Source organism: Klebsiella sp. 2019SCSN059 (genome assembly GCF_021739525.1).
In the GTDB taxonomy this organism is placed as follows: domain Bacteria; phylum Pseudomonadota; class Gammaproteobacteria; order Enterobacterales; family Enterobacteriaceae; genus Klebsiella; species Klebsiella quasipneumoniae.
On sequence record NZ_JAKKOM010000018.1, the window covers coordinates 67,680 to 91,603 of the forward strand.

A 23,924-nucleotide genomic window follows, 5' to 3' on the forward strand; every position below is an offset into this window, starting at 1 on the left:
CCCCCACTGTCGACCCGGAGAAAAATGAAACGCCAAACGATAGCCATTTACCTATGATTTTTAAGGGGATATTGCCGTCTGGCGCCGCCCAAAAGGGCCCGAAAACGTGTCAGGAATGTAAGTGAAACGTATGAAATGGGTAGAGAGTTTGATCCTTCTCGCAAAATGAAATATTTCTTCTGTATTTGTATTTAATGAAAAAAATGTTTGCCTATAATCCACAGGTATTCCAGTGACGTGAACGACGGCCCCGGCGGCATCGGCGCGACGCCACACACAAATACTGAACAATAAGGATTGTGCAACATGGGCAAACTGAGACTGACAACGGCGCAGGCGCTGGTGAAGTTCCTCGATAACCAGTACCTGGAAGTGGATGGCGAAGAGCTGAAGTTCGTGAAAGGCATTTTTGCGATTTTCGGCCATGGCAACGTCCTGGGGCTGGGGCAGGCGCTGGAGCAGGATAGCGGCGACATGCGCGTCTATCAGGGGCGCAACGAGCAGGGGATGGCCCACGCGGCCACCGGCTTTGCCCGCCAGGCCCTGCGCCGGCAGATTATCGCCTGCACCTCCTCCATCGGCCCGGGGGCGGCCAACATGATCACCGCCGCCGGCACCGCCAGCGCCAACCGCATTCCGCTGCTACTGCTGCCGGGCGATGTCTTCGCCACCCGCCAGCCGGACCCGGTGCTCCAGCAGATTGAACAGAGCTACGATCTCAGCATCAGCACCAATGACGCCTTCCGCGCGGTCAGCAAATACTGGGACCGCATTACCCGCCCGGAACAGCTGATGAGCGCCTGCATCAACGCCATGCGCGTCCTGACCGACCCGGCGGAAACCGGCGCAGTGACGCTGTGCCTGCCGCAGGATGTGCAGGGCGAAGCCTGGGACTACCCGGAATCCTTCTTTGCGCGTCGCGTACACCGTCTCGATCGCCGCCCGGCCAGCGCCGCGCAGCTGGCGGACGCCGTGGCGGCCATCAAAGCCAGCCGTAAACCGCTGATCGTCTGCGGCGGCGGGGTGAAATATTCCGGCGCGGGCGAAGCGCTGTCCCGTTTCGCCGAGCGCTACGGAGTGCCTTTTGCCGAAACCCAGGCCGGGAAGGGGACGGTGGTCTCTTCTCACCCCCTGAACGTCGGCGGCGTCGGCGAGACGGGCTGTCTGGCGGCGAACCTGCTGGCGAAAGAGGCCGACCTGGTGATCGGCGTCGGCACCCGTTTCAGCGATTTTACCACCGCCTCGAAATGGATTTTCCAGCACCCGGAGGTGCGTTTCCTGAATATTAACGTCAGCAACTTCGACGCCTGGAAGCTGGACGGCATTGCCATGCTGGCGGACGCCCGGGAAGCGATGACCGCCCTCGACGCGGCGCTGGCGGACAGCGGCTGGCAGGCCGGCTGGGGCGCGCAGATCGAGAGCGTGCAGAGCCGTCAGTTAAAAGAGACCCAGCGCGTGTACCAGGCGGTGTGGCAGGAGAAATCCTTTGTGCCGGAGATCGACGATCATCTCGATCGCGAATCGGTATATCGCGAGTTCCGCCAGATCACCGACTCCACCCTGACCCAGAGCAGCGTCCTCGGGGTGCTGAATGAAACGCTGCCGGCCGAGGCGGTGATCGTCGCGGCGGCGGGCAGTCTGCCCGGCGATCTGCAGCGCGTCTGGCGTAACCGCGCGGAAAACACCTATCACGTGGAATACGGCTACTCCTGCATGGGATACGAAGTCAACGCGGCGCTGGGGGTGAAGCTGGCGCAGCCGCAGAGCGAAGTCTACTCCCTGGTCGGCGATGGCTCGTTCATGATGCTCCACTCTGAGCTGGTCACCTCCCTGCAGGAGCGGGCGAAGATCAACGTCGTGCTGTTCGACAACATGGCCAACGGCTGCATCAACAACCTGCAGATGGAGCACGGGATGGACAGCTTCGGCACCGAGTTCCGCTACCGCCAGCCGGAAACCGGCCAGCTGCAGGGCGGTCTGGTGCCGGTGGACTTCGCCACCATCGCCGCCGGCTACGGCTGCAAAACCTGGCGCGTCACCACCCTGGACGAACTGCGCCACGCGCTGGACGCCGCCCGTCGCGAAACGGTCAGCACCCTGATTGATATTAAAGTGCTGCCGAAGACCATGGTGCACAAATACGGCAGCTGGTGGAACGTCGGGGTCGCCCAGACGGCGCTCTCAGAGCGGATCCGCAAAGTTGCGCAAATGATTAATGAAAAGCGCGCCCAGGCGCGTGATTACTAAAACGAATATCCACCCTGAATCCTACAGACTTACGGAGAAAACCATTATGTCGCTCAAATTAGGTGTCATCGGCGCTGGCGCTATCGGTAAAGAACACATCCGTCGCTGCACCCAGGTTCTGCAGGGCGCCACCGTTGTGGCGGTGTCTGATATCAATGCCGACAACGCCCGTGCGGCGGTCGCGCTGCCGGGCGTGCAGGCGGAAGTCTACGCCGACGGCCACGACGTGATTAACGCCAGCGATGTCGATGCCATCCTGGTCACCTCCTGGGACCCGACCCACGAAGAGTACACCCTGGCCGCCATCGCCGCCGGTAAGCCGGTGTTCTGCGAAAAACCGCTGGCGATGTCTGCGGAAGGCTGCCGCCGTATCGTCGATGTTGAAATGAAGGCCGGCCGTCGCCTGGTGCAGGTTGGCTTTATGCGCCCATACGACGAAGGCTATCTGGCGCTGAAAAAAGTGATCGACGATGGCGATATCGGCGCGCCGCTGATGCTGCGCTGCGCCCACCGCAACCAGTCGGTTGGCGAGAACTACACCACCGATATGGCGATCACCAACACCCTGATCCACGAGCTGGACGTGCTGCGCTGGCTGCTGAACGATGACTACCGTTCCGTGCAGGTGCGCTTCCCGCGCTCCACCTCGCACACCCATGCGCGCCTGAAAGATCCGCAGATCGTCTCCTTTGAAACCAAAAAAGGCACCCTGATCGACGTCGAGGTGTTCGTGAACTGCCAGTACGGGTATGACATCCAGTGCGAAGTGGTCGGCGAGACCGGGATTGCCCGTCTGCCGGAGCCGTCTGCCGTCCAGATGCGCAAGTCCGCCAGCCTGTCGACCGCTATTCTGACCGACTGGAAAGACCGCTTTATCAAAGCCTACGACGTCGAGCTGCAGGCCTTTATCAACGACGTCAAAGCCGGTCAGCTGCACGGCCCGTCGGCCTGGGACGGCTACGCGGCGTCGGTAGCGGCGGACGCCTGCATTAAAGCGCAGGGAACCAGCGAGCCGGTTGAGGTGACGCTGCCTGAGTGCCCGGCATTCTACAAACGTTAAGCACGCTTTGCCGACGGAACTTCTTTGCACAGGTAACGACGATGAAAATTGCCTTTGATGTGGATGTGATTAAGGACCTCGGGATCACCCGCATGGTCCATCAGGTAGCGGAGTGGGGCTACAAGTACATTGAACAGTCGCCGCACCCGCAGATAAACCCGTTCTACAAGCACCCGCGCGCCAGCCGGGAGATCATGGCCGAGTACAAGCAGGCGCTGCGCGATACCGGTCTTGAGCTGTCGTCGTTTATCTGCGTCTACCGCTGGTCCGGCCCGGACGAACTGCGCCGCCAGGCGGCGGTGAAAAACTGGAAACGGCTGGTGGAAATTGCGGTGGAGATGGGCGTTCAGGTGATCAACACCGAGTTCTCCGGCGATCCGAATCAGCCTGAGATCTGCGATGAAATGTTCTATCGCTCGATGGAAGAGCTGTTGCCGATTTTTGAGCGGGAAGGCATCCGCGTGGAGATCCAGGCGCATCCCTGGGATTTCTGCGAAGAGAACAATGAAACCGTCGATATCGTGAAGTCGTTCCGCAGCGATAACGTGAAGTACGTCTACAGCGTGCCGCACACCTTTTTCTACGACAAAGGCGTCGGCGACGTGGCGAGCATGCTGCGCTATGCCGGGAGCGATCTCTCCCATGTCCTGATTGCGGATACCCGCAATCATACGAAACATTGCCGCTATATCGTTAACCCGCCGGGCGTGGATGCCGTGGTGCACCAGCACGTAGGCGTCGGGGAAGGGGATGTGGATTTTGACGCGCTGTTCCGCACCCTGCGCGAAATGAAATTCGCCGAGCAGACCTTCAAGGTCGGCGGGGAGCCGATTGTCGCCACCTCGCTGTTTGGCTACCCGGAAAAAATGAAATACCAGGCAGTGGAAACCCGTGAACTCATTGAACGTGAATTGCTGCGCCGGTAAGGCGCAGCGGCAGGAGCCCTACTATGAACAAAGATAACGTCAAACTGGCTATCGCCCCGATCGGCTGGACTAACGATGATATGCCGGAGCTCGGCAGCGAAAACACTTTCCAGCAGATCGTCAGCGAAATGGCGCTGGCCGGCTTTACCGGCAGCGAAGTCGGCAGCAAATATCCGCGCGATCCGGCGGTTCTCAAGCCGATGCTGGACATCCGCGGCATTCAGATCTGCAACGCCTGGTTCAGCACCTTTTTCGCTAACGGCCAGCGGGAAAAAACCATTGATGAATTCGTCAATCACATGAACTTCCTCCATGCGATGGGCGCGAGAGTGATTGGCTGCTCCGAGCAGAGCGGCAGCATTCAGGGGCTGGATAAGCCGATCCTCGGCGATGCGAAGCCGTGCTTCAGCGAAGAAGAGTGGCAGCGGGTGGCGGAAGGCTACAACACCCTTGGTCGCCTGGCGGCGGAGAAGGGGATGCAGGTCTGTCTGCACCACCACATGGGCACCGGCATCCAGACCACTGCGGAAATCGACAAGTTTATGTCGCTGGTGGACGAGCGCGTCTTCCTGCTGTTCGACACCGGCCACGCCTGGTACTCCGAAGGCGGCGAAGCGCCGATGCTGGCGATCCTCAAAAAGTATCTGCCGCGCATCAACCACGTTCACCTGAAGGACGTCCGTCCGCCGGTGATCGACCAGGTGCGCCGCGACGGCCTGTCGTTCCTCGACGGCGTGAAAAAAGGCACCTTCACCGTCCCGGGCGATGGGGTGATCGATTTCCGTCCTGTGTTCAAGCTGCTGGACGACTTTGGCTATAAAGGCTGGATGGTGGTGGAAGCCGAGCAGGATCCTGCTCTGGCCAATCCTTTCGAATACGCCGTAAAAGCGCGCAAATATATCCGCGAAACGGCAGGGATCTAATCGTTGTGACATTTTCAGGCCATACCGGGTATGGCCTGCTTTTTTTCCTTTCTCAATCCCTGTTCCCGCTTGCAAACCGCCTGACTGGATCTTAACCCCGGCGCCGGACAGTTCCCTTTCCCTCAGGGAGAGGGCCGGGGTGAGGGGGACAATGACGGGTAAAGCGTCACTTCACTTCCGCCAGCGCGGTTTTATCCACATAAGGTTTCATCAGCGCGTCGGCTTCCTTTTGCGCCGCCTGAACCGCCGCTTCCGGCGTCACTTTGGCATCGTTAACCACCGCCGCCAGCTGGTTCTCCATCGCTTTACGCACCGCCACGGTCTCCCAGGTGGAGTACCACGGATGGGCGTACTTCAGCTGCTCAAGCGCGATCGCCGCCCGCGGATCCTGCTGCAGATAGGCCTTCATCTCCGGCGTATCGTATGACGCCTTGCGCGGCGAGAAGTAGCCGGTAAAGCGGCTCCACGCGCCGTTCACGACGGGGCTCACCAGATAGGTCAGGAACTGATACGCCGCTTTCTTCTGCGCCTCGTTGATGCCTTTAAAGCTCACCAGGCTGGCGCCGCCGATCGGCACCGCGCGCTGCTCTTTGGCCGGCAGCATCGCCACCCCAAGCTCAAAGTCTTTGCTGTTCTCGCGCATAAAGCCCAGCGCGCCGGTGCTGAGCATCGCCATCCCGAGCTTGCCGGAGAAGAACGCGGCGCTGATCTGCTTCGAGTTCAGCACCCCGGACGGCATCACCTTGTCCTTGTAGATCAGATCCTGCCAGAAGCGCAGGGCGCCGATGGCGGTCGGCGAGTTGTAATAAACCTCGCCCGGATAATCTTCGTTAAAGTATTTTCCGCCGTTGGCGCGCACCAGCGCCGAGAAGATCCAGCCGCCGTAGTCGTCGTTGGTCGACGGCAGCATGATCCCCCACTGGCCGGTGCTCTCGTCGGTCAGCTTTTTGGCATCGGCCAGCAGCTCGGCCCAGGTCTGGGGCGGCTGTTTGATCCCGGCCCGATCGAACATCGTCTTGTTGTAGTAGAGGATCGGCGTCGAGTTATGGAACGGGATCGCATAAGTGGTGCCCATCACCTGGGCGTTCTTATGCATCGCGGGCCAGAATTCTTTTTGCAGAAAATCGCCGGCCTGTTGATCGCCATATTTAAACAACTCATCCATCGGCAGGATCTCATCCTTCAGCGCCAGATCGGTGGTGAAGTTAGCGGACATGATCACCAGCGCCGGCGGCTGGCCGGCCTTCTGCGCCGATTCGGCTTTGATCTTGGTGGTGTCGTAGTTGCCGGTGAAGATGCCGCGCACTTCCACATCCTGCTGCGAGTCGTTGAATTGCTTAATGACGCGGGTCATCTCCATGGTCAGCTTGCCGTCCACCGGCGCCGGGAACATGAAGTCTATTTTCTCTTTCGCCAGCGCCGCGCCGCTCAGGGCAAGACTGAGGCCAACCGCGACTACCGTAAGAGGTTTAAACATGATTACACTCCATCAGTAAATTATGCTGGGTCTCAGCATGAAAAAGATGCACATCGGCAGGTGAAAAACCGATCGGTAGCGACTCGCCTTTCTCCGGCACCGTGCCGCGGTGGCGGCGGCTAAAGCGCAGGGTGCCGATCGGGGTGCTGACGTGGAGCAGGTAATCGGCTCCCATCAGTTCTCGTTGCAGAACGGTGGCCGGCAGGCGCAGATGGCCCTCCTCCACGCGGTCGGTAATATGTTCCGGGCGAATGCCCAGCCAGACGCGGGTCTGATCCCGGTGGCGCGGCGGCAGCGGATGGCGCTGTTCTCCCAACACTACTTCACCGTTGGCGCAGGGCAGCGACAGCAGGTTCATCGCCGGCGAACCGATAAATCCGGCGACGAACAGGTTGGCCGGGTTGGCGTAGAGATACTCCGGGCGCCCGACCTGCTGCACGTGGCCGCCGTTCATCACCACGATGCGGTCGGCCATCGACATCGCCTCGGTCTGGTCGTGGGTCACATAGATGGTGCTGGTTTTCAGCTGCTGATGGAGCGCCATAATGCTGTCGCGCACTTCGCTGCGCAGGCGGGCGTCGAGGTTGGAGAGCGGCTCGTCCATCAGGAACAGCCGCGGATTGCGCACGATCGCCCGGGCCATCGCCACCCGCTGGCGCTGGCCGCCGGAGAGCTTTGCCGGTTTGCGGTCGAGCAGCGCCTCCAGCTGCAGCATCTGCGCCACGTTGTCCACCCGCGGCTGCCAGCTGCTTTTCTCTTCCTTGCGCACCTTCATGCCGAAGGTGATGTTGTCGCGCACCGACAGATGCGGAAACAGGGCATAGTTCTGGAAGATCATCGCGAAGTTGCGCTCGCGCGGCGTGGTGGCGGTGATGTTCTCATCATGCAGCCAGATTTGGCCTTCGCTGACCGACTCCAGGCCGGCGAGCAGGCGCAGCAGGGTGCTTTTCCCGCAGCCCGACGGGCCGACCAGCACCACGAATTCGCCTTCGTGAATATCCAGCGACAGGGCGCTGAGCGCCGGCTTACCGTCGAAACGTTTACTGATGTTTTGCAGACTGAGCATGGCGGTTAGCGCTCTTCCGTTGGGCAACTGATGTTTTCGTCATACAGCCACGGCCCGGCGTAGTGGGCCAGCGAGTGCTGGTAGCTCACCCACTGCTCGCCGACCTGGCGGTGCATCAGGCACGAGGCCGGGGAGAGGTCGTAATAGGGCCGGGTGTCGTCGTGGCAGTACGGCACCTGATGGACGGTGCCGGGGATAGTGGAGATCAGCGCCTGGCGATACTGGGTCATGGTCAGGCTGTGGTTGTGGCCGCAGAAGATGCGCGTCAGCGACGGGAAACGCTCCACCAGCGCCAGCAAACGGTGGCCGTTTTCGCAGGCGATCGGGTCCATCTGCGCATTGCCCAGCGGCAGCGGCGGGTGGTGCATAAACACCGTTGCCGGTTTGTCGCCGCCCTCGAACAGCTGGGCTTCCAGCCAGCCGATGGTCTCGTCGGTCAGCCAGCCCTTCGAGGTGCCGGCGCGGCTGGAGTCGATAAACAGCAGGCGGGTGGCGAAGTCATCCACCGCATAGCGCATATTTTGCGCATCGTTGCCCAGCTGCGGGCACAGCGGGTGAAGATGCTCCAGAAAATGGGCTTTGTCGTCGTGGTTGCCGGGGATCAGATACAGCGGATAGTTCAGGCTGCCGAGGATCTGGCGGGCCACCTGATACTCCGCCGGGCGGCCGCAGTTGACGATATCCCCGCTCACCACCACCGCGTCCGGACGCTCGCGCAGCGCGTTAAGCTGGGAGACCACGTCGGCGTTGGCGGCATTGACGTCGATAAAGCCGTACAGCTTTTCGCCGCGGCTGCGGAAATGGGTATCGGAAATGTGCGCTAACAGCATGAATCACTCCTTATTTGATCCCGGAGAAGCCGAAGCTCCGCAGGAACTGTTTCTGAAAAAGGATGAACGCCAGCATCAGCGGCAGACAGACCATCAGCGTGCCGGCGCCGATGGTGCCCCACTGGCCGCCGGATTCGGCGCCCATGGCGAAGGAGACCAGCCCGACGGTCAGCACCTGCTTATCGGGATCGTTGAGCATCATCAGCGGCCACAGGTACTCGTTCCAGTGGTAGGTAATGCTGACGGTGGCGAAGGCCAGCACCGACGGCCAGGACATCGGTAGCAGCACGCGGAACAGCACCTGCCACCAGCGGCAGCCCTCCATCAGCGCCGCCTCCTCCAGCTCTTTCGGAATGGCGAGGAACGCCTGACGCATCAGGAACACGCCGAACGCCGAGGTGAAATAGGGCATCATCACCCCGGTGAGGGTGTTAAGCAGGCCGAAGGTTTTCAGGGTCAGCATGTTCGGCACCATCATCACTACCGGCATGATCATCAGCTGCACCAGGAACAGAAGAAACAGCGTCTGCTTGCCGCGAAACTCATGGCAGGCGAAGACGTACCCGGCGGTGGTGATGGTCAACAGCTGCACGAAGAAGGTGCCGAAGGTGAAGATGAGGGTGTTGGCGTACAGGCTCAGCCAGTCGGCGCTGTTCCAGGCGTCGCGGAAGTTATCGAGGGTCAGCGGCAGGCGCGGCAGCAGTGAGGCCATATCTTCCCCGAAGGTGGTGGCGCTGAACGAGGTGGCCAGCATCCAGATAAACGGGCTGATCCACAGCAGCGCCAGGCAGCACATTAATACTGTGAGCGTAAAGGGCGACGAGCGGCGCAGGCGCAGCCACAGCGGACGGGCGGCGGCGGGCGTGCGGACCAGCAGCGGCGAGATTTCAGCGCTCATAGTGGGCTCCTTTCTCCAGCAGTTTCAGGTTAATCAGCGAGAAGGCGAACAGCCCGGCCAGGGTCAGGAAGGTGGCGGCGGAGGCTTTGCCGAGGTCGTGGGTATCCCAGGCGAGATTCTGGATGTAATAGAGCAGCACGGTGGTGGCGTTGTCCGGCCCGCCGCGGGTCATCACCGCCACGTGGTCGATCTGGGTGATGGAGTAGATCAGCGCGGTGGTGATCACAAAGCTCAGGGTCGGGCGCAGCAGCGGTAGCGTGACCTTAAAAAAGACCTGCGTGCGGGTAGCCCCTTCCATCAGCGCCGCTTCCCGCGTCGAGGCCGGAATGCTCTGCAGCCCGGCGAGGAAAAACAGCATGTAGTAGCCGGCGAACTTCCACACGCCGATCAGCGCCAGGGCCAGCAGCGCGCTGTTGCTGCGCCCCAGCCAGTTGTTGTTCATCGGCCCGAACAGCTTCGCCAGATAGTGGTCGAGCAGGCCGAGGCCGGGCATAAAGATAAACAGCCACAGCGCGGCGGCGCTGACCATCGGGATAATCATCGGGAAGAAGAAGGCGGTGCGCAGCCAGCGGTTAACGCGATGGTTCTCGCTCAGGGCGACCGCCAGCAGCAGGGCGAGGGTCACCCCGGGCACCACCGTCAGCAGGATATAGAGCAGGTTATTGCCCAGCGACTGCCAGAAGACGTTATCGGCAAACAGGCGGGCGAAATTATCCAGCCCGACGTACTGCGCGCCGTCGCTGGCCATGCGGGTATCAAACAGGCTGTCATACACCGAACGCCCCAGCGGGAACCAGGTAAACAGCAGTAAAAACAGCAGGGAAGGCGACAGGATCAGCCAGGGAAGCCAGGTCTTTCTCATGGTGACGCGCATCTCGTTCAGCCATTTATCGAAGCCCGGATTGTGGGAAGCAATGACTACAGAGGCATGGCGGGGAGATGACGGTTTGATGAAGCGACGGGAAAAACGCCGGGCGAGCGGGCCGCCCGGCGGGAGAGAACCATCAGAAGTCGGCTTTCAGCACCGCGCGGTAACGGGCTTTGCCTTCGCGAACGTGTTTCAGCGCTTCGTTAATCTGCGACATCGGGAACAGCTCGGTGGTCGGGGCCACCTTGCTGCGCCCGGCGAACTTCATCAGCGTGCGCAGTTCGGACGGGTTACCGGTCGCCGAGCCGGAGATGCTGCGGTCGCCGCCGATCAGGGTAAAGGCCGGCACCGGGAACGGCTTCATTACCGCGCCGACGGTGTGGAAGTTGCCGCCGTACGCCAGTGCTTCAAAGTACGGCTGCCAGTCGAGGTCGACGGCGACGGTGTTGATAATCAGGTCGAACTGACCGGCCAGCGCCTTTAAGGCTTCCGGATCGCGGCTGTTGACCACGCGATCGGCGCCCATCGCCCGCACTTCCTGCTCTTTGGCCGGGTTGGAGCTGAAGGCGGTCACTTCCGCGCCCATCGCCCGCAGCAGCTTAATGGCGATATGGCCGAGACCGCCGATGCCGATCACCCCGACGCGGCTGGTGGCGGTGACGTGGTGGGTCAGCAGCGGTTTAAAGACGGTGATGCCGCCGCATAGCATCGGGCCGGCGGACGCCAGATCGATGCTCTCCGGCAGGGGGATCACCCACTGCCAGTCGGCGCGCAGCTTATTGGCGAAGCCGCCGCGGTTGAGAATGGTCGGCACCGAGCCTTCCAGGCAGTTGATCTGGTTGCCGCTGATGCAGGCGTCGCAATGGCCGCAGCTGCGCGCCGTCCAGCCGATGCCGACCTTCTGGCCAATCTTCAGCCCTTTATCCTGCGCCGCGCTGCCCAGCGCCGCCACCCGGCCAATCACCTCGTGACCGGCCACCAGCGGGTAGCTCGACATCCCCCATTCGTTGTCGATCATCGACAGATCCGAATGGCAGATCCCGCAGTATTCCACCTCAACTTCGACATCTTCCGGCTGCAGCTCGCCGGCATCGTATTCCCACAGCGACAGTTCGGCGCCCGCTTCTTTGGCGGCGTAGCTTTTAATGATGCTCATGTTTATTTCCTTGGGGTTGGCGTGATAACCCAGAAAGTGTAGAGCATGGTATTCCCCGGCGCTTGGCAATCGGAGGGGTAGCGAAGCGGGCGGACCAGCCGCCCGTTAAGGTCAGCGGCTGGCCAGCGGCCACTGATTAAGGCGGATGCCGCGCTGCGGGGCGCTCTCGGCAAAATCATCCAGCACCGCCTGCACGTCCGGATCGAGGTAGCCGACGCTGTCGTGCTCGACGATCACCACGCTCTTTTCCGGAATTTTCGCCAGCAGGGCCAGCAGATGCGGATTGTGCATAAAGGTCAGATTCTGCTGGATGCGCAGCACGTAGTGGTCATCGTAGCGCGCCAGCTGCAGCGAGTGGCGATGGCTGCGCCAGAGGCTGAACGCCATCTGGGTGGCAAGACCAATCCCGATCCCCGCCAGCATACCGAAGGCGATAATCCCGCCGATGGTGGCGAGGAAGGGGACGTACTGCGCTGCCCCCTGGCGGAACTGCTCGATGAACAGCCGCGGCGTCGCCAGCTTATAGCCGGTATAGAGCAGCACGGCGGCGAGGCTGGCGAGCGGGATCAGGGTCAGCAGGCCGCTAAACCACAGGCCGCAGATCAACAGCAGCACGCCGTGGATAAAGATCGACAGTTTGCTCTGCGCGCCGTTGCTGACGTTCACCGAGCTGCGGACGATCACCGCGGTGATCGGCATCGCCCCCAGCACGCCGGAGAGCAGGTTGCCGACGCCCTGGGCGACCATTTCGCGGTTCGGCGAAGGGGGCGGATTTTGCGGGCGCAGCTTTTTCAGCGCCTCCTGGCTGAGCAGGGTTTCGAGGCTGGCGACCAGCGCCAGGGTCACCGCCACCACCCACACCGACGGATTGCGCCACGCGCTCCATGCGGGAGACTCCAGCTCGCCCAGCAGGTCGCCGAGGCTGCCGAACGCCGGCAGGGTAATACGCGGCAGAGCGGCCAGCTGCTGCGGCGCAAAATGGGTCAGCAGCAGGGTAGTCACGCAGCCGAGCAGGACGGCGATCAGCGGCCCGGGGATCCAGCGCAGGCTCTTCACCCGGCGGATAAGCGGCGAGCCCCAGAGCCAGAGCACCAGCAGGCCGCCCGCGGCGACGGCAATCGCAGTGACGGAGAAAGCGGCATTGCCCTGAAACACATCGGCAAGCCCGGTCTCTTCCGCCGTACCGAGCGCGACGGGGATCTGCTGCATAATCAGCAGGATGCCGATCGCCGCCAGCATGCCTTTGATGACGCTGGCGGGAACCAGCGAGATAAAACGCCCAGCCCGCAGAATGCCGAACAGCAGCTGCAGCACGCCGGCCAGCACCAGCGCCATCAGGAAGACGGAGAAGGAACCCAGGGATTCGATGGCGGCGACGACGATGGTGACCAGTCCGGCGGCGGGGCCGCTGACGGCGAAGCGGGAGGGGCTGAGGGCGGTGACGACCAGGCCGCCGATGATGCCGGTCAGCAGGCCAACGAAGGGCGGTAAGCCGCTGGCCTGGGCGATGCCGAGGCACAGCGGCAGGGCGACAAGGAAGACGACGATGCCGGCGAGAGAGTCCTGACGAAGTGTGTTCATGGGGCGTGCTCCTGCGGTGAGAGGTGTTCGACGAGGGTGGTTAAATGGCCGGAAGCCAGATCGTAGACGCAGCCGTGCAGGCTGAGCGGCCGCCCGCTGGCGAGCACCGTCTGCACCGGCTCACTCTCCAGCAGACGGGCAAACTGGGCGCGAACGTTGGCTTCCACCAGGGCGTCCAGCGCATGGCGAGAGCGCTCCGCGTCGGTGCCGGCGCTGGCGCCGGAGGAGGCCGCAACACCACATCCATCGGCGATCTGCGCAATTTCGTGATGCAGGGTGTGGCGCAGCTGGCCGATGCGGCGAGCCAACGCCGAGGATTCCTGCGCCAGCGGCAGGGTGGGCAGAGAGAGCGCCGCCTGCACGCCGCCGCAGCCGTAGTGGCCGCAGAGCACCACCCGCTCCACCTCAAGGTAGTGGAGGGCATACTGCAGGACGCTCATGACGTTGTCGTCGGCGGGGTCGAGCATATTGGCGATATTGCGGTGGACAAAGAGCTCGCCGGGCTGGCTGCCGGTGAGCACCTCGGCGGGAACGCGGCTGTCTGAGCAGCCGATCCACAGCGAGTGGGGCCGCTGCCCGTCGACCCATTTTTCGAAATAGTCCGGGTCATGCTGACACTTCTGCAGCGCCCAGCTGCGGTTGCGGGCCAGCAAAGGTTTTAACGTCGCCACAAGTATTCTCCTGAGTTAATTCATCGAGTGAATATGTCCATCAAGACTCGTACAGCGACTAGTAAAAATAGTGTTTACCGGAACCCTTCACGCCTGAGGAAAATCCTGGATTAAACGGCAAAAAGAAAACTTTTCATTAATGTAAAGTTATAAAAATATTGATGAAATTAATATCCTGCTGCGGAACGGATGAATAACAAAAAGGCATTGGCTAGAGCTTTCTGGAATATATCGGAATGATGGCGGGTGGGGTTGGGAGAATAGTTGGGGAGTGGATTTTGGGGATGAGTGGGGAACGTTGGGTTGTGTTGAGGGTATGGAATTGAGAATGTAGTGAGAAAAATTTGAGATAAGTTTGGATGGTGGTTGGGTGGGGTTAGGTGCTACTGAGGGGTAATGGGATGTGGTTGGCAGGCGGAGCTGAGTTTGCGTGAGGGTGAGAGGAGGGTTGCTGGTGGCCGTCGCGCTGTGGAACTACAGCAAAAGGTGACGCCGCGCAGGATAGCGCTGTTTTTTTCAACACTTAGCGCAATGACGACACGCTGTCGCTTGCATGGCCGCCGCCGACAGGTATAATCCAGAACGTTTCCGCATCCCCTTCAGTGCCGAAGTGGCGAAATCGGTAGACGCAGTTGATTCAAAATCAACCGTAGAAATACGTGCCGGTTCGAGTCCGGCCTTCGGCACCAAAAGTACTTCCAAGATTATCCGAGCAAATAAAATTATCCCTTTAAAATCAATGTTTGCAGCGATTTTCACGTCCTGAGTCGTCCGAGGTTGTCCGTTGAAATCCGGGTGTCATTGGGGGCATCTTAACTTCGATTAGAAATGTGCCCCAAATGAAGCTCAACGCCAGACAGATCGAGACCGCAAAACCAAAAAACAAAAACTACAAAATGGCCGGTGGCGGTGGTTGTATCTCGAGGTTTCGGCCAAGGGGTCTAAATACTGGCGCATGAAATACCGACGCCCTCCGACAAGAAAGAGGATCGCCTCACATTTGGTGTTTGGCCTACTGTGACGCTTGCTCTGGCAAGAGCCAAGCGCGACGAAGCTAAAAAGCTGTTAGTACAGGGCATTGACCCAAAAGCCGAACAGAAAGAAGCTCAGGCTGAGAATTCGGGTGCATATTGCTCGCGAATGGCATGCCAGTAACAAGCGCTGGAGTGAAGACCATCGATCGCGCGTTCTTAGCTATCTTGAGCTTTATATCTTCTCTTATATCGGTTCGTCCGATATTCGTCAGCTCAAAACCAGCCACCTGTTAGCTCCGATTAAAAAAGTTGATGCCAGCGGTAAACACGATGTTGCTCAGCGCCTGCAACAGCGCGTCACGGACATAATGCGTTACGCCGTACAGAATGATTACATCGACTCAAATCCAGCCAGTGATATGGCCGGTGCGTTATCGACAACCAAAGCGCGACATTACCCTGCTTTATCCTCCAGCCGGTTCCCTGAGTTTCTTGCTCGTCTTGCTGCATATCGTGGCCGCATAATGACACGGATTGCGGTTGAGATTTCCTTATTAACTTTTGTGCGTTCAAGTGAGTTGCGTTTTGCTCGTTGGGAAGAATTTGATTTCGATAAATCTCTTTGGCGTGTACCTGCAAAGCGAGAAGAAATTAAAGGCGTGCGTTACTCATACCGTGGCATGCAGATGTAAGAAGAGCATATCGTTCCGCTTAGTCGGCATGCGATTATTTTGTTTGCCTAGTTAATGCAGATTAGTGGTGATAAAGAGCTGCTTTTTCTGGGTGATCATGACGCAACTAAGGTTATGAGCGAAAACACGATATAGTGCATTACGTGCGATGGGCTATGACACGAAAACTGAAGTTTGTGGGCATGGGTTTAGAACGATGGCCCGTGGTGCGCTCGGTGAGTCAGGGTGATGGAGCGATGACGCAATAGAACGTCAGTTAAGTCATTCTGAGCGTAACAGTGTACGTGCGGCATATATTCATACATCTGAACATTTAGACGAGCGGCGTTTAATGGTACAATGGTGGGCTGATTTTATCGATGCCAATCGTTCCCAAAAGATTACACCATATGACTATTCTAATAACAACGCTTGAATGGTTTTTTTATGCACTAAAAATTGGGCACGTATTAAAAACCGCTAGATAAATCCAACGGTTTTATTTTGATTTATTATAATTTATTTGTGGTTTGGTTTTTTAGCTGACCCTTGACTTTTTATAAGGCCCACAGCTCCAGCTAAAGAAGCTCTTCCCAAGGCTATGCCATTTCTCGTAAAGCTTTGGAGTTAAATTAGGTCTGTATGACTTTAAGCTACCTTCGCTTATGTATTTTAAGGTGTTGTGTAATAAATTATCTCCAAACCCCTCATATTTTAAACATGATGGATTACATGTACAATTTATTTCAGTTAAACAATCACAGGCGTATTCTTTCTTTAATTTCTGTAAAATAACTCGCCAGAAATCCCCATGAGAGTTATCTAGTTCCAGTGCGGTTTTGAGATTAAAACCTTTTTTATGATCAATGTAAAATTTCACCGACTCATCAATTGAGCAAAGATCTTTAAAGAATGTTAATGACTTTTCTTTTGCTAACAGAAGATTAAGACTTATCAAAACGTTCTCAATGGTATCTAACGGTACTAAGGATTCAACTTCATGGACATCTAGTATTTCTATAAATCCTGATCTAGAAGTCCTTGAACCTAAAAAATGAGAACTTGTTCCCCCAAAAGGAGCTCGAGGGTGTGCTTTGTCATTATCAACAATGCAGAAAGCAATTTCATTGTTGCTAATTGTGCGTTCAAACACATCTTTAGTACTCCCCCCCCCACCATTAAGTGCATTGAAATTAATAGTACAACGCATCAGGTCTTCATTATTTGCATAAAATGTGGCGATGATTTTAAAGAAATCAGAATCTAAGGGATTTTCACAAACAATTTTTGTTTTTTGTAGCTGGGATGAATCATTGAAATATAAAGGGCCGCATGCAAACTTTATTGTTTCACCTAAATCTACCCAATTAAAGGAATTGTCCCGGATGTTGAAATCGACTTCAACATAGAACGATATCTTTGAAATGATAGAGTTATATTCTCTGGAACGTGAAAGTGCTTCTGATGCGAAGTTTTTCGACGATGCACTATAAATCCCACTTTGTTCTTCAATAATGCAATTAAAGAAATCTCTATGTGCGATTAGTATATGCTTGTTTTCAGCAAATGAACGCAAAAGATTTTCAATTGATATCGTGAATTTATCATTAACAATATCTTCTTTTTTGAACTTATTTATTTTTATCAGCATCATTTTCTACCTGAAAAGAAACCAATTGGCCAGTTTTGGATAAAGCCCTCTTCATCAAAATAGGACTTCTTGACTATTGTTTGTTGTTGTTCGTTCTTTTCAAATACTAATATAGATACGTCACTTTCAGTTAGGCCGATGTTATCCTCGATACATTCACCAAGAGCTTCTATCATCGTTTGGCTGTGTGTTTCAAAAATAATCTTAAGATCAACATTATTCTCTTTTGCTTTAATTATTACCTTGGCAAACACTATTGCCAGGTTGTGCTGATATGCAGGGTGCAAATGTAACTCAGGCTGCTCAATAATAAATGTAATTGGTTTTTTGGGTGACGTAGCCCTTCTATCGGTTTCAAGCCAAATGGCTGTAACTATGGGTAAAACTTGTGAGTAACCAAAGCCCATATCACTGATGTTATAGTTTTCACTATTTTCACCGGTATTAATCAATATCGCAAAATGAGATCCCGTTTGCTCAACCTTAATGATGAAATCAAAATTAGACTTTGTCCATTCTTCAAATCTCAGTTTGTCAGTCTGTTTTAGAGAATTCAAAAGCATTGCTAAGTTTGAACCTGTATGGTCTATTTCATTCACCTGAAGATCTTGAAATCTATAAAATCGCTCAGAGGTGGCTCTAAGTGGAGCAATATATTTTACATTTCCGAACGTGTTGGATAGAGACGAATTAATAATATCTATTATATTGTTAATATTCCATCCAATGACAAACGGATACAACTCATTCATAATCTCATCGCGATGAGATTCAAAGTTTTTAGTAAATGTTTTTTGCTCTTTGAAAAGAAATTCAACAAGTCTCCCTGCGTGCTCCTTTGGTATAAAGTTTATTCTAGTAAAGGATTGGAATACCTGCTTAATGTCTGATTTAACATGAAAATATTGTTTTATGAATTTTGATGCAGAGTCAATAAATGAGGATTCTAAGGCCCTATCACGTCTTGTACCCATTAAATAAAAAGAGTTTGGTGTTATAGGGGCCTCATCTTTTCCTTTTAAGTGAATGTTAGGAATGAACTGACCGAGATTTTTTGCAATTATATTTTCACGTTCTAATATTTTCCCTTCAGATTCTATTAGTAATTTAACATTATTGTTATCATCCAATATGAAATTTATGATTGAGTCGTCAAATGTTACTTTTATATTTTTTGTCTTTGTTTTTTTATCTTTTGAATAGACTGTCAGCTCAATGTCAACGTTTGTGTTTTTTTCTGAAAGTTCACTGAATCGATAATATGAATATCGCTGAGCTAAATCAGGTGTAATCGAAAAGGAGAAGCTGAATGTTATTTCTTTGCTTTCTGAGCTTTTCGAAAGTACATCTGTAAAATCTCCAAAATCGACATAACGGCCGAACCATAATATCGGACCAGTTGTATTTTCTTCTACAGATTGACGAAGCAAAGGGAATGTGCGTAATAAAGAGCTTTTGCCGCTGCTATTTTTACCTACAAAAACAGTGATTGGTTTTAATTCAATGAATGTTTTATTCACAAAGCTTCTGAAATTTTGTAGCCCGATACCTTTAATCATTCACTTTCTCACTTAAGTTAAATTGGTGTTTAGTCCGTGTGAATGGAGTTCATTATCTACGGGATAGGTTCATAATGCTATACCCTTGACATGAAAGTAATTGAACTATGTAAATGAAGGCTCTGTGGGCTACTTATACAGGTTCTCTAAATCGGCTGATGTATGGCAACGATCATGTGCCAACGTTAAATCATTTGCCGTAGTTGCATGCGTAGAAAGCGAAATTAATTAGATTGCTGCTGGCGCGCAATGCTTTCCCCGCCTCGCCTGCACGCTTCGTGGGTCGGTTTTCATGCAGGTGCATGGACAGGCTCAGGCCGCGCCGGGACGGGTCTGCGAAGGGAATGACGGGACGGGAAAGCGCATGCAAAACCATGCATCCTGTGGATGTATGACTTAATTCGGGAAAAATAGCGATATTTTCGGGGATTTTTTGCGGGGGGCGACCTGCCGGCCAGTTCCGTGCGCCGGCGGGCATAAATCAGGCTCTGTGCGGGGGGGGATTTTTCCTGATTATCACTCTCGAAGCCGCGACAGGCCTGAATCCGATGGCTGTTAAAATATCGCTGTCTTCCGAGGTATAATTAATTTCTTCACCGGTACTTAGCCACACGGACAGCGCTTCGCGCAGGTAATGCGCCGAACGGTCGAGCGCATGGCCGGTCAGGAGTGTGGGCTGCTGGCTGAGTCCCATCAGTTCCAGGGCGAGCGTGGCGGTCAGCTCTGTCCCGTGCGCCTGCATAAAGTCGTTCAGCCGGTTGCGGATACTGATGCGCTGTACCGCGTCATGGGAGCGGATATAGCGCCCGGCGGCCTGATTTATCTTCCATTTTTTGACATCGATAATATCGCGCAGTGTCTGCATTCTGCCCGGAATACGGTCATCCCCGGCCAGCACCTGTTCCTGATATTCCTGCTCTGCGGCCGCGAGTTCGGCTTTACGGTTCACCCAGGCGGTTTTGTTATTCTGACAGGCCTCAAAGGCCTGCTGTAGCGTGAGGGTGGTCATGGTCAGTTCTCCCCTGATTAATGACGGTATGGCGAGCTGTAGCAGCCCTGCACTTTACGGGGTGCCGGGGTGTGACCGGCTCCGCGACAGGCGGCGTTTTCTCCGCCGGGGGCCAGATAACCATCGTCAATGGCTTCGATGGTGTGAAACGTCGCCGAGCACTCAATATTGGTGCACTGGTGATAGCGCTGTTTGACGTTCTCCGACAGATAGCGGGAGGTGCGGGCATGCGCCGACTTTTTGCAGAACGGACAGTGCATCATGGCAGCAGCCCCTGCGCTTTCAGGTCAGCCTCGCGCTGACGGATTTTCTCCTGCCAGACTTTAAGCTGGCCGGGCGTGCTGGCAGCGTCGAGGTCCATATGTGGAAGCGCGACGGCCGGGAATCCGGCCGGTGAACTCGTCGGCCAGCTCGCGACTGGCGATACGCCGGCTGTGCTCAGCTTTCATTTTAGGAGTGAGACTGCCGCGCAGGGTGCGGAAACGACTGCGCTAGCCATGCTCCGCCCTCCGCTAATAGACAACATCGTCCTGGGTTGGAGTCAAAACGCATCCCTGAGCTACTTAACAATAATGCGGTAAATTGGTGAGTTGAGGAAAGATAGGTCTGTGGTGGAGGGAATATTTGAGAAAGTTTCAATAAATAACCATCCATCGGTAAAGATGGCTATTTATTGCCAGGATTCATCGAGTTTTTTAAAGTGATATATTTCATTGCAGCCAATAAATAGGAGGCTTTGAAAGTCACATCCTGGTAGTCTTTAGCTAACATGCTTCCATTTTCTTCAAACCGCTCAACAAATGCTGCGACTTCTTTGGGACCAATACGGCTGGTATTATCTTTTCCATTTCGAACAAACAGCTTTTGTTCTTCAACATACAGCGTAAAAGGTACATTTCTTGACTTAGTGTACAGTTCAACTGGTTGGGAAAAAGACTCCAACATTAAATGGTAAAAATCTCTATAAATCATAATGATTGCTTCCTTGGCTATAAGCTTTCAATAAATTACCGATTATTTGGTTAATCGCTATGAGCCGTTACTGCCTCTTCACAGGGAAAACAGTGGAAAGAAGTTTGCCACTCACCTTTCACTAATTTACCCGTTTCAAGATCAAAGGGTACACACCATAGAGACAAATCTTCATCGAAACGGAACACCGGCAATGATGTGGCAAAGTACTGATGACGCGGATAAATGAGCATCATATTTCCTTTACCGCGAAGATACTTTTGTCCATAGGCGAACATTTGGTACAGGTCAGGCTGGCTGATTTCATACTTTCTCTGACTATCATCAGCTCTGCTATCTAATAGTTTCCATTTAGCATCCAGAACCACCGTCTGCCTGCCAGTGATAAGAAAGTCTGGTTTAAGCAAGAACCATCGTTGAGAAGACATTTCACCAACAGGTACATGCTCCAACAAGTACTGGCTCTTGGTTTGTTCTATGAGCCGGTGATCGTGATGCAATGCCCCAGCCAGACCGCATCCTACCCAGCCCTCATATAACTTCTCCATAGGAAATAACAAAGAGATTCCCTGATGCGATCCAAGTTGAAAATCTGGATTCATCTGTTCAAGAATGAGCTGGCACCACGGTTTTATAGCGCGATATCCGAAGAGATATTTACCATCGCTCCATTGCCTCATTAGCTGTGTTGTACTGCCACAAATAGGCAATATGTCTTCCAGTTGATGGCTTAGAGAATTTGCCTGCCTCCAGCTCTGCCCTTGCCTGGCCATTTTAAGCGCCCAATCCAAAGCCGTCCGTAGCAGACGGTTCTCGATGCGCTGAGGGGAGAACTCGGCATAGCGCACATGAAAACGAGTACCTCTGCCCGGAGGCATTCTCATTTGCGCAGTGACATTCAATTGACCGCGGATGAACGTACTATGTTCATCCTCATTGAGGTGATAATCGAAACGAAGTCCTTTGCGTACTAAATCAGCAAGATGCCGCAAAAACTCACTGATTATCCATTCATGTAGAGGCTGATCGCTACGTTGCAATGCAGCCTGATTTGCCTCACGAGGCGTAATCCCTAAAGAGGTGCTTAGCATTCGGCGTAAAAGTTGACGTAGAGGGACTACCTCAGCTGGAGCTTCAAGTGTGGTTTTAGGCAGAATTTCAATTGACTCGCCATTCGGGGATTGTAGATAACCGACATAGTTTCCCAAACGCAAAAACCGCTTCCCTTCCCGGCTGAGAATTTGCGAAGAACCACGCCACTTGTGTTGTAATTGCTCAAGCCAGGAAAAGGTTGCCTCAGAAACTATTCCCAAATCCATACTGGCTGGTTGAGCGTTATCACAAGTCAGCAGAGCATATTCCCGGACCTGGATCATCATGCCACGATACCCTGATAAGCTTCTGCCGACGCGAAAGCATGTTCATTGATACGAAAGCGTCTGTCAGACAAGCTATCCGCAATATCTTTCGGGAATAGCGCAGAAAGTGATGGTAGTTGTGCTGACTGCTGTAACAGAATAAAACGGTTTTCTTTCGCTTTTACCGAGTCATTAAGCACCCAACCGATACGCTCATAATCATCAAAGAAATACTCTCTCAGCAAGGGAATGATTTTGTCATGGAAGATGCTGGCAAGGCAGGCTTCACGGTCGGCGTTATTTTCTAATTTCTTTAGTGGCATAAAGTAAGCATGACCAATCATATGCTCACTATCCAGTAGCGCTTCGATACGCTGATTAATACGCGTTAGCAACTGTGCGGCATCAACGCCATACGCAGTGATCCCAGCTAACAACTCCGGTCTTGCAGGCATTTCTGTAAAGCTAAAACGGCGCCTTAACGCCAGATCCATCTGAATTAACGATTTATCAGCTGTATTCATAGTGCCAATCACATAGACATTTTTAGGCACGGAAAACAGCTGCTTAGAATAAGGTAATACTAAAGTTCGGGTATCTTCGTCGCCCTGTCGTTTATCGGGTTCCAGCAGAGTAATTAGTTCACCAAAGATGCGGGCAATATTACCACGATTTATTTCATCGATGATGAGTACGTGCGGCAATGCTTGATTATCAGTTGTTTCAACCGGAGCCAGTAGTTGAGCCAGTTTTTCCCTGTCAATTGAGGTATCCCTCAACTCATATAATGTCATCTGTGAAAGTGCTTTTAAAAAAAGCTGTTCTTTCGGTAAGCTCGGCGAATAGGTTCGTAGCCAGTTGACCTTACGCATTTGATGATAGCCAACGCGTTCATCATTAGGTAAAAATTGATAATCGCCAGAGATCTCGGCAATGGCTCTGAATTTATGGTTGCCATCGGAAATAATAACTATATCACCATTTTGCATGATGTTTTTAAACATATTGACCGCAGTCAGCATGTATTCACTTCGCTCAACCAGACTATCACTCGCTTCATCGATGCGCAGTCGGATATCAGCAGCTGTCGTGCAGCCACTAAAATCAAGATTATCACCCCAACCTAATAGAATATAATTATTCACAAGGCATTCATCAAAAATATAATCTTCTCCGTCAAGCGTATTCCCGAGAGACATTTTCCAAATCCGTCGCCCATTCAAGGACAAGGATTGGTTTGAACTACCACGTGTTTTAACTTCAGCATTCAGGCACAGCTGTTTAAAAATACCATCCACTACTTCGTAGCGAAGCGCACCCGATGTTTCATCAGTAGTCGCGCGGATCCCTTCGATAAAGTCTTCATAGGAGAAGCTCTGGTGGAAGGTGGTAAACATAATGCGCTGCTTTTCTACCAACGACTTATAGCGTTCTTTTACCAACTCCCGTAAGTCATTGCCATGATGTTCGTGCATAGCCTGTTGGTACCACGCATTATCGGCGATTTTTACCGCCATTTCGGTCGTAGAGTAGGTTTTACCTGTGCCGGGGGGCCCGAAGAGAATTTGGTTTAAGGGATACATTAATGATTGTTCCTTATTTTCGTTGTCTCTTATTAGTCCGGTTTGCGGAGTTATAGCTGGTTGGCCTCCCAGCAAAGTTACCAGCGCCTGTAACGCTTCAACTGACTCAACATTAGCCGCGAAACCATATTGGGATGTACCGTTATCTTTCGGATAACGGCGGTAGCTGGTGCTTTTTACTTTTTCCCAAAGGCAGTGGATACCCGAAATACGATCAATTTCCGCTTTTAAGGCCCGGGTTTCTGGTGCAAGAACCAATGGGCTCTTGTTAACCACACCGTCCTGACGGCGTTTGACATACAGATACTTTCCATTCCCGAGCGCATGCTCGGATGCATAGCTTGGCTCGGGTTCCCCAGACTCAAGACGATAACCCAATTCATTCAACGTCTGGTATATCTCGAGAGAATTCAGCATTTCCTACACCACTCCTTGATGAAAAAG

The 23,924-nt window shown here is 54.2% G+C and carries 17 protein-coding genes, 1 tRNA gene and 5 pseudogenes; 6 read left to right on the forward strand and 17 right to left on the reverse strand.

What is annotated here, in order from left to right:
• Positions 1-306: 306 nt before the first annotated feature.
• The 4 genes from iolD to iolE are packed head-to-tail and all read left to right on the forward strand — an operon-like array spanning position 307 to position 5,156.
• The gene (iolD, locus tag L2I46_RS18185) at positions 307-2,247 is read left to right on the forward strand and encodes a 3D-(3,5/4)-trihydroxycyclohexane-1,2-dione acylhydrolase (decyclizing) (protein ID WP_023291779.1); all 1,941 of its coding nucleotides are present in this window, start codon (positions 307-309) and stop codon (positions 2,245-2,247) included.
• A gap of 46 nt (positions 2,248-2,293) precedes the next feature.
• Positions 2,294-3,307 carry a Gfo/Idh/MocA family protein gene (locus L2I46_RS18190; RefSeq protein ID WP_236948112.1) on the forward strand — a complete coding sequence of 338 codons (1,014 nt, stop codon included), beginning with the start codon at positions 2,294-2,296 and terminating at the stop codon, positions 3,305-3,307.
• 41 nt (positions 3,308-3,348) lie between these two features.
• Positions 3,349-4,233 carry a sugar phosphate isomerase/epimerase family protein gene (locus tag L2I46_RS18195; protein ID WP_004152193.1) on the forward strand — a complete coding sequence of 295 codons (885 nt, stop codon included), beginning with the start codon at positions 3,349-3,351 and terminating at the stop codon, positions 4,231-4,233.
• Between the two features lie 23 nt (positions 4,234-4,256).
• The gene (iolE, locus tag L2I46_RS18200) at positions 4,257-5,156 is read left to right on the forward strand and encodes a myo-inosose-2 dehydratase (protein WP_064157718.1); all 900 of its coding nucleotides are present in this window, start codon (positions 4,257-4,259) and stop codon (positions 5,154-5,156) included.
• A 166-nt stretch (positions 5,157-5,322) separates the two neighbouring features.
• Here the strand turns inward: iolE and L2I46_RS18205 are convergent, their stop codons facing one another.
• The 8 genes from L2I46_RS18205 to L2I46_RS18240 all read right to left on the reverse strand — a co-directional run bounded on the left by L2I46_RS18205 (position 5,323) and on the right by L2I46_RS18240 (position 13,703).
• Positions 5,323-6,633: an ABC transporter substrate-binding protein gene (locus tag L2I46_RS18205; protein ID WP_236948113.1), complete on the reverse strand. Its 1,311-nt coding sequence runs from the start codon at positions 6,631-6,633 to the stop codon at positions 5,323-5,325.
• Positions 6,626-7,699, reverse strand: coding sequence for an ABC transporter ATP-binding protein (locus L2I46_RS18210; protein ID WP_032454676.1), 1,074 nt, complete (start codon positions 7,697-7,699; stop codon positions 6,626-6,628). The genes L2I46_RS18205 and L2I46_RS18210 overlap by 8 nt, the downstream gene beginning before the upstream one ends.
• Positions 7,700-7,704: 5 nt before the next feature.
• The gene (locus L2I46_RS18215) at positions 7,705-8,529 is read right to left on the reverse strand and encodes a phosphodiesterase (protein ID WP_032454677.1); all 825 of its coding nucleotides are present in this window, start codon (positions 8,527-8,529) and stop codon (positions 7,705-7,707) included.
• Positions 8,530-8,539: 10 nt separating this feature from the next.
• Positions 8,540-9,427: a carbohydrate ABC transporter permease gene (locus L2I46_RS18220; protein WP_040152710.1), complete on the reverse strand. Its 888-nt coding sequence runs from the start codon at positions 9,425-9,427 to the stop codon at positions 8,540-8,542.
• Positions 9,417-10,301, reverse strand: a complete 885-nt coding sequence (locus tag L2I46_RS18225; protein ID WP_004146807.1) for a carbohydrate ABC transporter permease — start codon at positions 10,299-10,301, stop codon at positions 9,417-9,419. Before L2I46_RS18225 ends, L2I46_RS18220 begins: the two co-directional genes overlap by 11 nt.
• Positions 10,302-10,431: 130 nt before the next feature.
• Positions 10,432-11,451, reverse strand: a complete 1,020-nt coding sequence (ahr, locus tag L2I46_RS18230) for an NADPH-dependent aldehyde reductase Ahr (protein WP_023291784.1) — start codon at positions 11,449-11,451, stop codon at positions 10,432-10,434.
• Between the two features lie 111 nt (positions 11,452-11,562).
• Positions 11,563-13,032, reverse strand: coding sequence for a SulP family inorganic anion transporter (locus L2I46_RS18235; RefSeq protein WP_236948114.1), 1,470 nt, complete (start codon positions 13,030-13,032; stop codon positions 11,563-11,565).
• Positions 13,029-13,703 (reverse strand): carbonic anhydrase, encoded by a 675-nt coding sequence (locus tag L2I46_RS18240; protein WP_236948115.1) that lies wholly within the window; start codon positions 13,701-13,703, stop codon positions 13,029-13,031. The genes L2I46_RS18235 and L2I46_RS18240 overlap by 4 nt, the downstream gene beginning before the upstream one ends.
• A 604-nt stretch (positions 13,704-14,307) precedes the next feature.
• On the opposite strand from L2I46_RS18240, the gene L2I46_RS18245 reads away from it, so the two are divergent.
• A tRNA-Leu gene (locus tag L2I46_RS18245) sits at positions 14,308-14,392 on the forward strand.
• A gap of 150 nt (positions 14,393-14,542) precedes the next feature.
• A pseudogene (locus L2I46_RS18250) lies at positions 14,543-15,784 on the forward strand (tyrosine-type recombinase/integrase).
• A 102-nt stretch (positions 15,785-15,886) separates the two neighbouring features.
• On the opposite strand, the gene L2I46_RS18255 reads toward L2I46_RS18250, so the two are convergent.
• The 9 genes and pseudogenes from L2I46_RS18255 to L2I46_RS18295 form a co-directional block, all read right to left on the reverse strand.
• A complete protein-coding gene (locus L2I46_RS18255; RefSeq protein WP_236948116.1) occupies positions 15,887-17,002 on the reverse strand; it encodes a hypothetical protein in 1,116 nt (371 codons plus the stop codon).
• Entirely contained in the window at positions 16,999-18,558 is a 1,560-nt protein-coding gene (locus tag L2I46_RS18260) for a DUF3696 domain-containing protein (RefSeq protein ID WP_236948117.1), read from the reverse strand. Before L2I46_RS18260 ends, L2I46_RS18255 begins: the two co-directional genes overlap by 4 nt.
• A gap of 446 nt (positions 18,559-19,004) precedes the next feature.
• Positions 19,005-19,567 (reverse strand): annotated as a pseudogene (locus L2I46_RS18265) (phage polarity suppression protein); the annotation flags it as partial.
• Between the two features lie 17 nt (positions 19,568-19,584).
• Positions 19,585-19,830: pseudogene (locus L2I46_RS18270) on the reverse strand (ogr/Delta-like zinc finger family protein).
• Positions 19,827-19,964 (reverse strand): annotated as a pseudogene (locus L2I46_RS18275) (glycoprotein 3); the annotation flags it as partial. The pseudogenes L2I46_RS18275 and L2I46_RS18270, both read right to left, overlap by 4 nt.
• A pseudogene (locus L2I46_RS18280) lies at positions 19,951-20,058 on the reverse strand (capsid protein); the annotation flags it as partial. The pseudogenes L2I46_RS18280 and L2I46_RS18275, both read right to left, overlap by 14 nt.
• A 175-nt stretch (positions 20,059-20,233) precedes the next feature.
• Positions 20,234-20,539, reverse strand: coding sequence for a hypothetical protein (locus tag L2I46_RS18285; protein ID WP_236948118.1), 306 nt, complete (start codon positions 20,537-20,539; stop codon positions 20,234-20,236).
• A 50-nt stretch (positions 20,540-20,589) separates the two neighbouring features.
• Complete coding sequence (locus L2I46_RS18290) at positions 20,590-21,918, reverse strand: McrC family protein (RefSeq protein WP_236948119.1); 1,329 nt, start codon at positions 21,916-21,918, stop codon at positions 20,590-20,592.
• The gene (locus L2I46_RS18295) at positions 21,915-23,897 is read right to left on the reverse strand and encodes an AAA family ATPase (RefSeq protein WP_236948120.1); all 1,983 of its coding nucleotides are present in this window, start codon (positions 23,895-23,897) and stop codon (positions 21,915-21,917) included. The genes L2I46_RS18290 and L2I46_RS18295 overlap by 4 nt, the downstream gene beginning before the upstream one ends.
• Between the last annotated feature and the right edge of the window lie 27 nt (positions 23,898-23,924).

Bases quoted from the DNA above. Each gene is read 5' to 3' on its own strand.
- iolD (WP_023291779.1), top strand. From the start codon at position 307: ATGGGCAAACTGAGACTGACAACGGCGCAGGCGCTGGTGAAGTTCCTC.
- L2I46_RS18190 (WP_236948112.1), top strand. From the start codon at position 2,294: ATGTCGCTCAAATTAGGTGTCATCGGCGCTGGCGCTATCGGTAAAGAA.
- L2I46_RS18195 (WP_004152193.1), top strand. From the start codon at position 3,349: ATGAAAATTGCCTTTGATGTGGATGTGATTAAGGACCTCGGGATCACC.
- iolE (WP_064157718.1), top strand. From the start codon at position 4,257: ATGAACAAAGATAACGTCAAACTGGCTATCGCCCCGATCGGCTGGACT.
- L2I46_RS18205 (WP_236948113.1), bottom strand. From the start codon at position 6,633: ATGTTTAAACCTCTTACGGTAGTCGCGGTTGGCCTCAGTCTTGCCCTG.
- L2I46_RS18210 (WP_032454676.1), bottom strand. From the start codon at position 7,699: ATGCTCAGTCTGCAAAACATCAGTAAACGTTTCGACGGTAAGCCGGCG.
- L2I46_RS18215 (WP_032454677.1), bottom strand. From the start codon at position 8,529: ATGCTGTTAGCGCACATTTCCGATACCCATTTCCGCAGCCGCGGCGAA.
- L2I46_RS18220 (WP_040152710.1), bottom strand. From the start codon at position 9,427: ATGAGCGCTGAAATCTCGCCGCTGCTGGTCCGCACGCCCGCCGCCGCC.
- L2I46_RS18225 (WP_004146807.1), bottom strand. From the start codon at position 10,301: ATGCGCGTCACCATGAGAAAGACCTGGCTTCCCTGGCTGATCCTGTCG.
- ahr (WP_023291784.1), bottom strand. From the start codon at position 11,451: ATGAGCATCATTAAAAGCTACGCCGCCAAAGAAGCGGGCGCCGAACTG.
- L2I46_RS18235 (WP_236948114.1), bottom strand. From the start codon at position 13,032: ATGAACACACTTCGTCAGGACTCTCTCGCCGGCATCGTCGTCTTCCTT.
- L2I46_RS18255 (WP_236948116.1), bottom strand. From the start codon at position 17,002: ATGATGCTGATAAAAATAAATAAGTTCAAAAAAGAAGATATTGTTAAT.
- L2I46_RS18260 (WP_236948117.1), bottom strand. From the start codon at position 18,558: ATGATTAAAGGTATCGGGCTACAAAATTTCAGAAGCTTTGTGAATAAA.
- L2I46_RS18285 (WP_236948118.1), bottom strand. From the start codon at position 20,539: ATGATTTATAGAGATTTTTACCATTTAATGTTGGAGTCTTTTTCCCAA.
- L2I46_RS18290 (WP_236948119.1), bottom strand. From the start codon at position 21,918: ATGATGATCCAGGTCCGGGAATATGCTCTGCTGACTTGTGATAACGCT.
- L2I46_RS18295 (WP_236948120.1), bottom strand. From the start codon at position 23,897: ATGCTGAATTCTCTCGAGATATACCAGACGTTGAATGAATTGGGTTAT.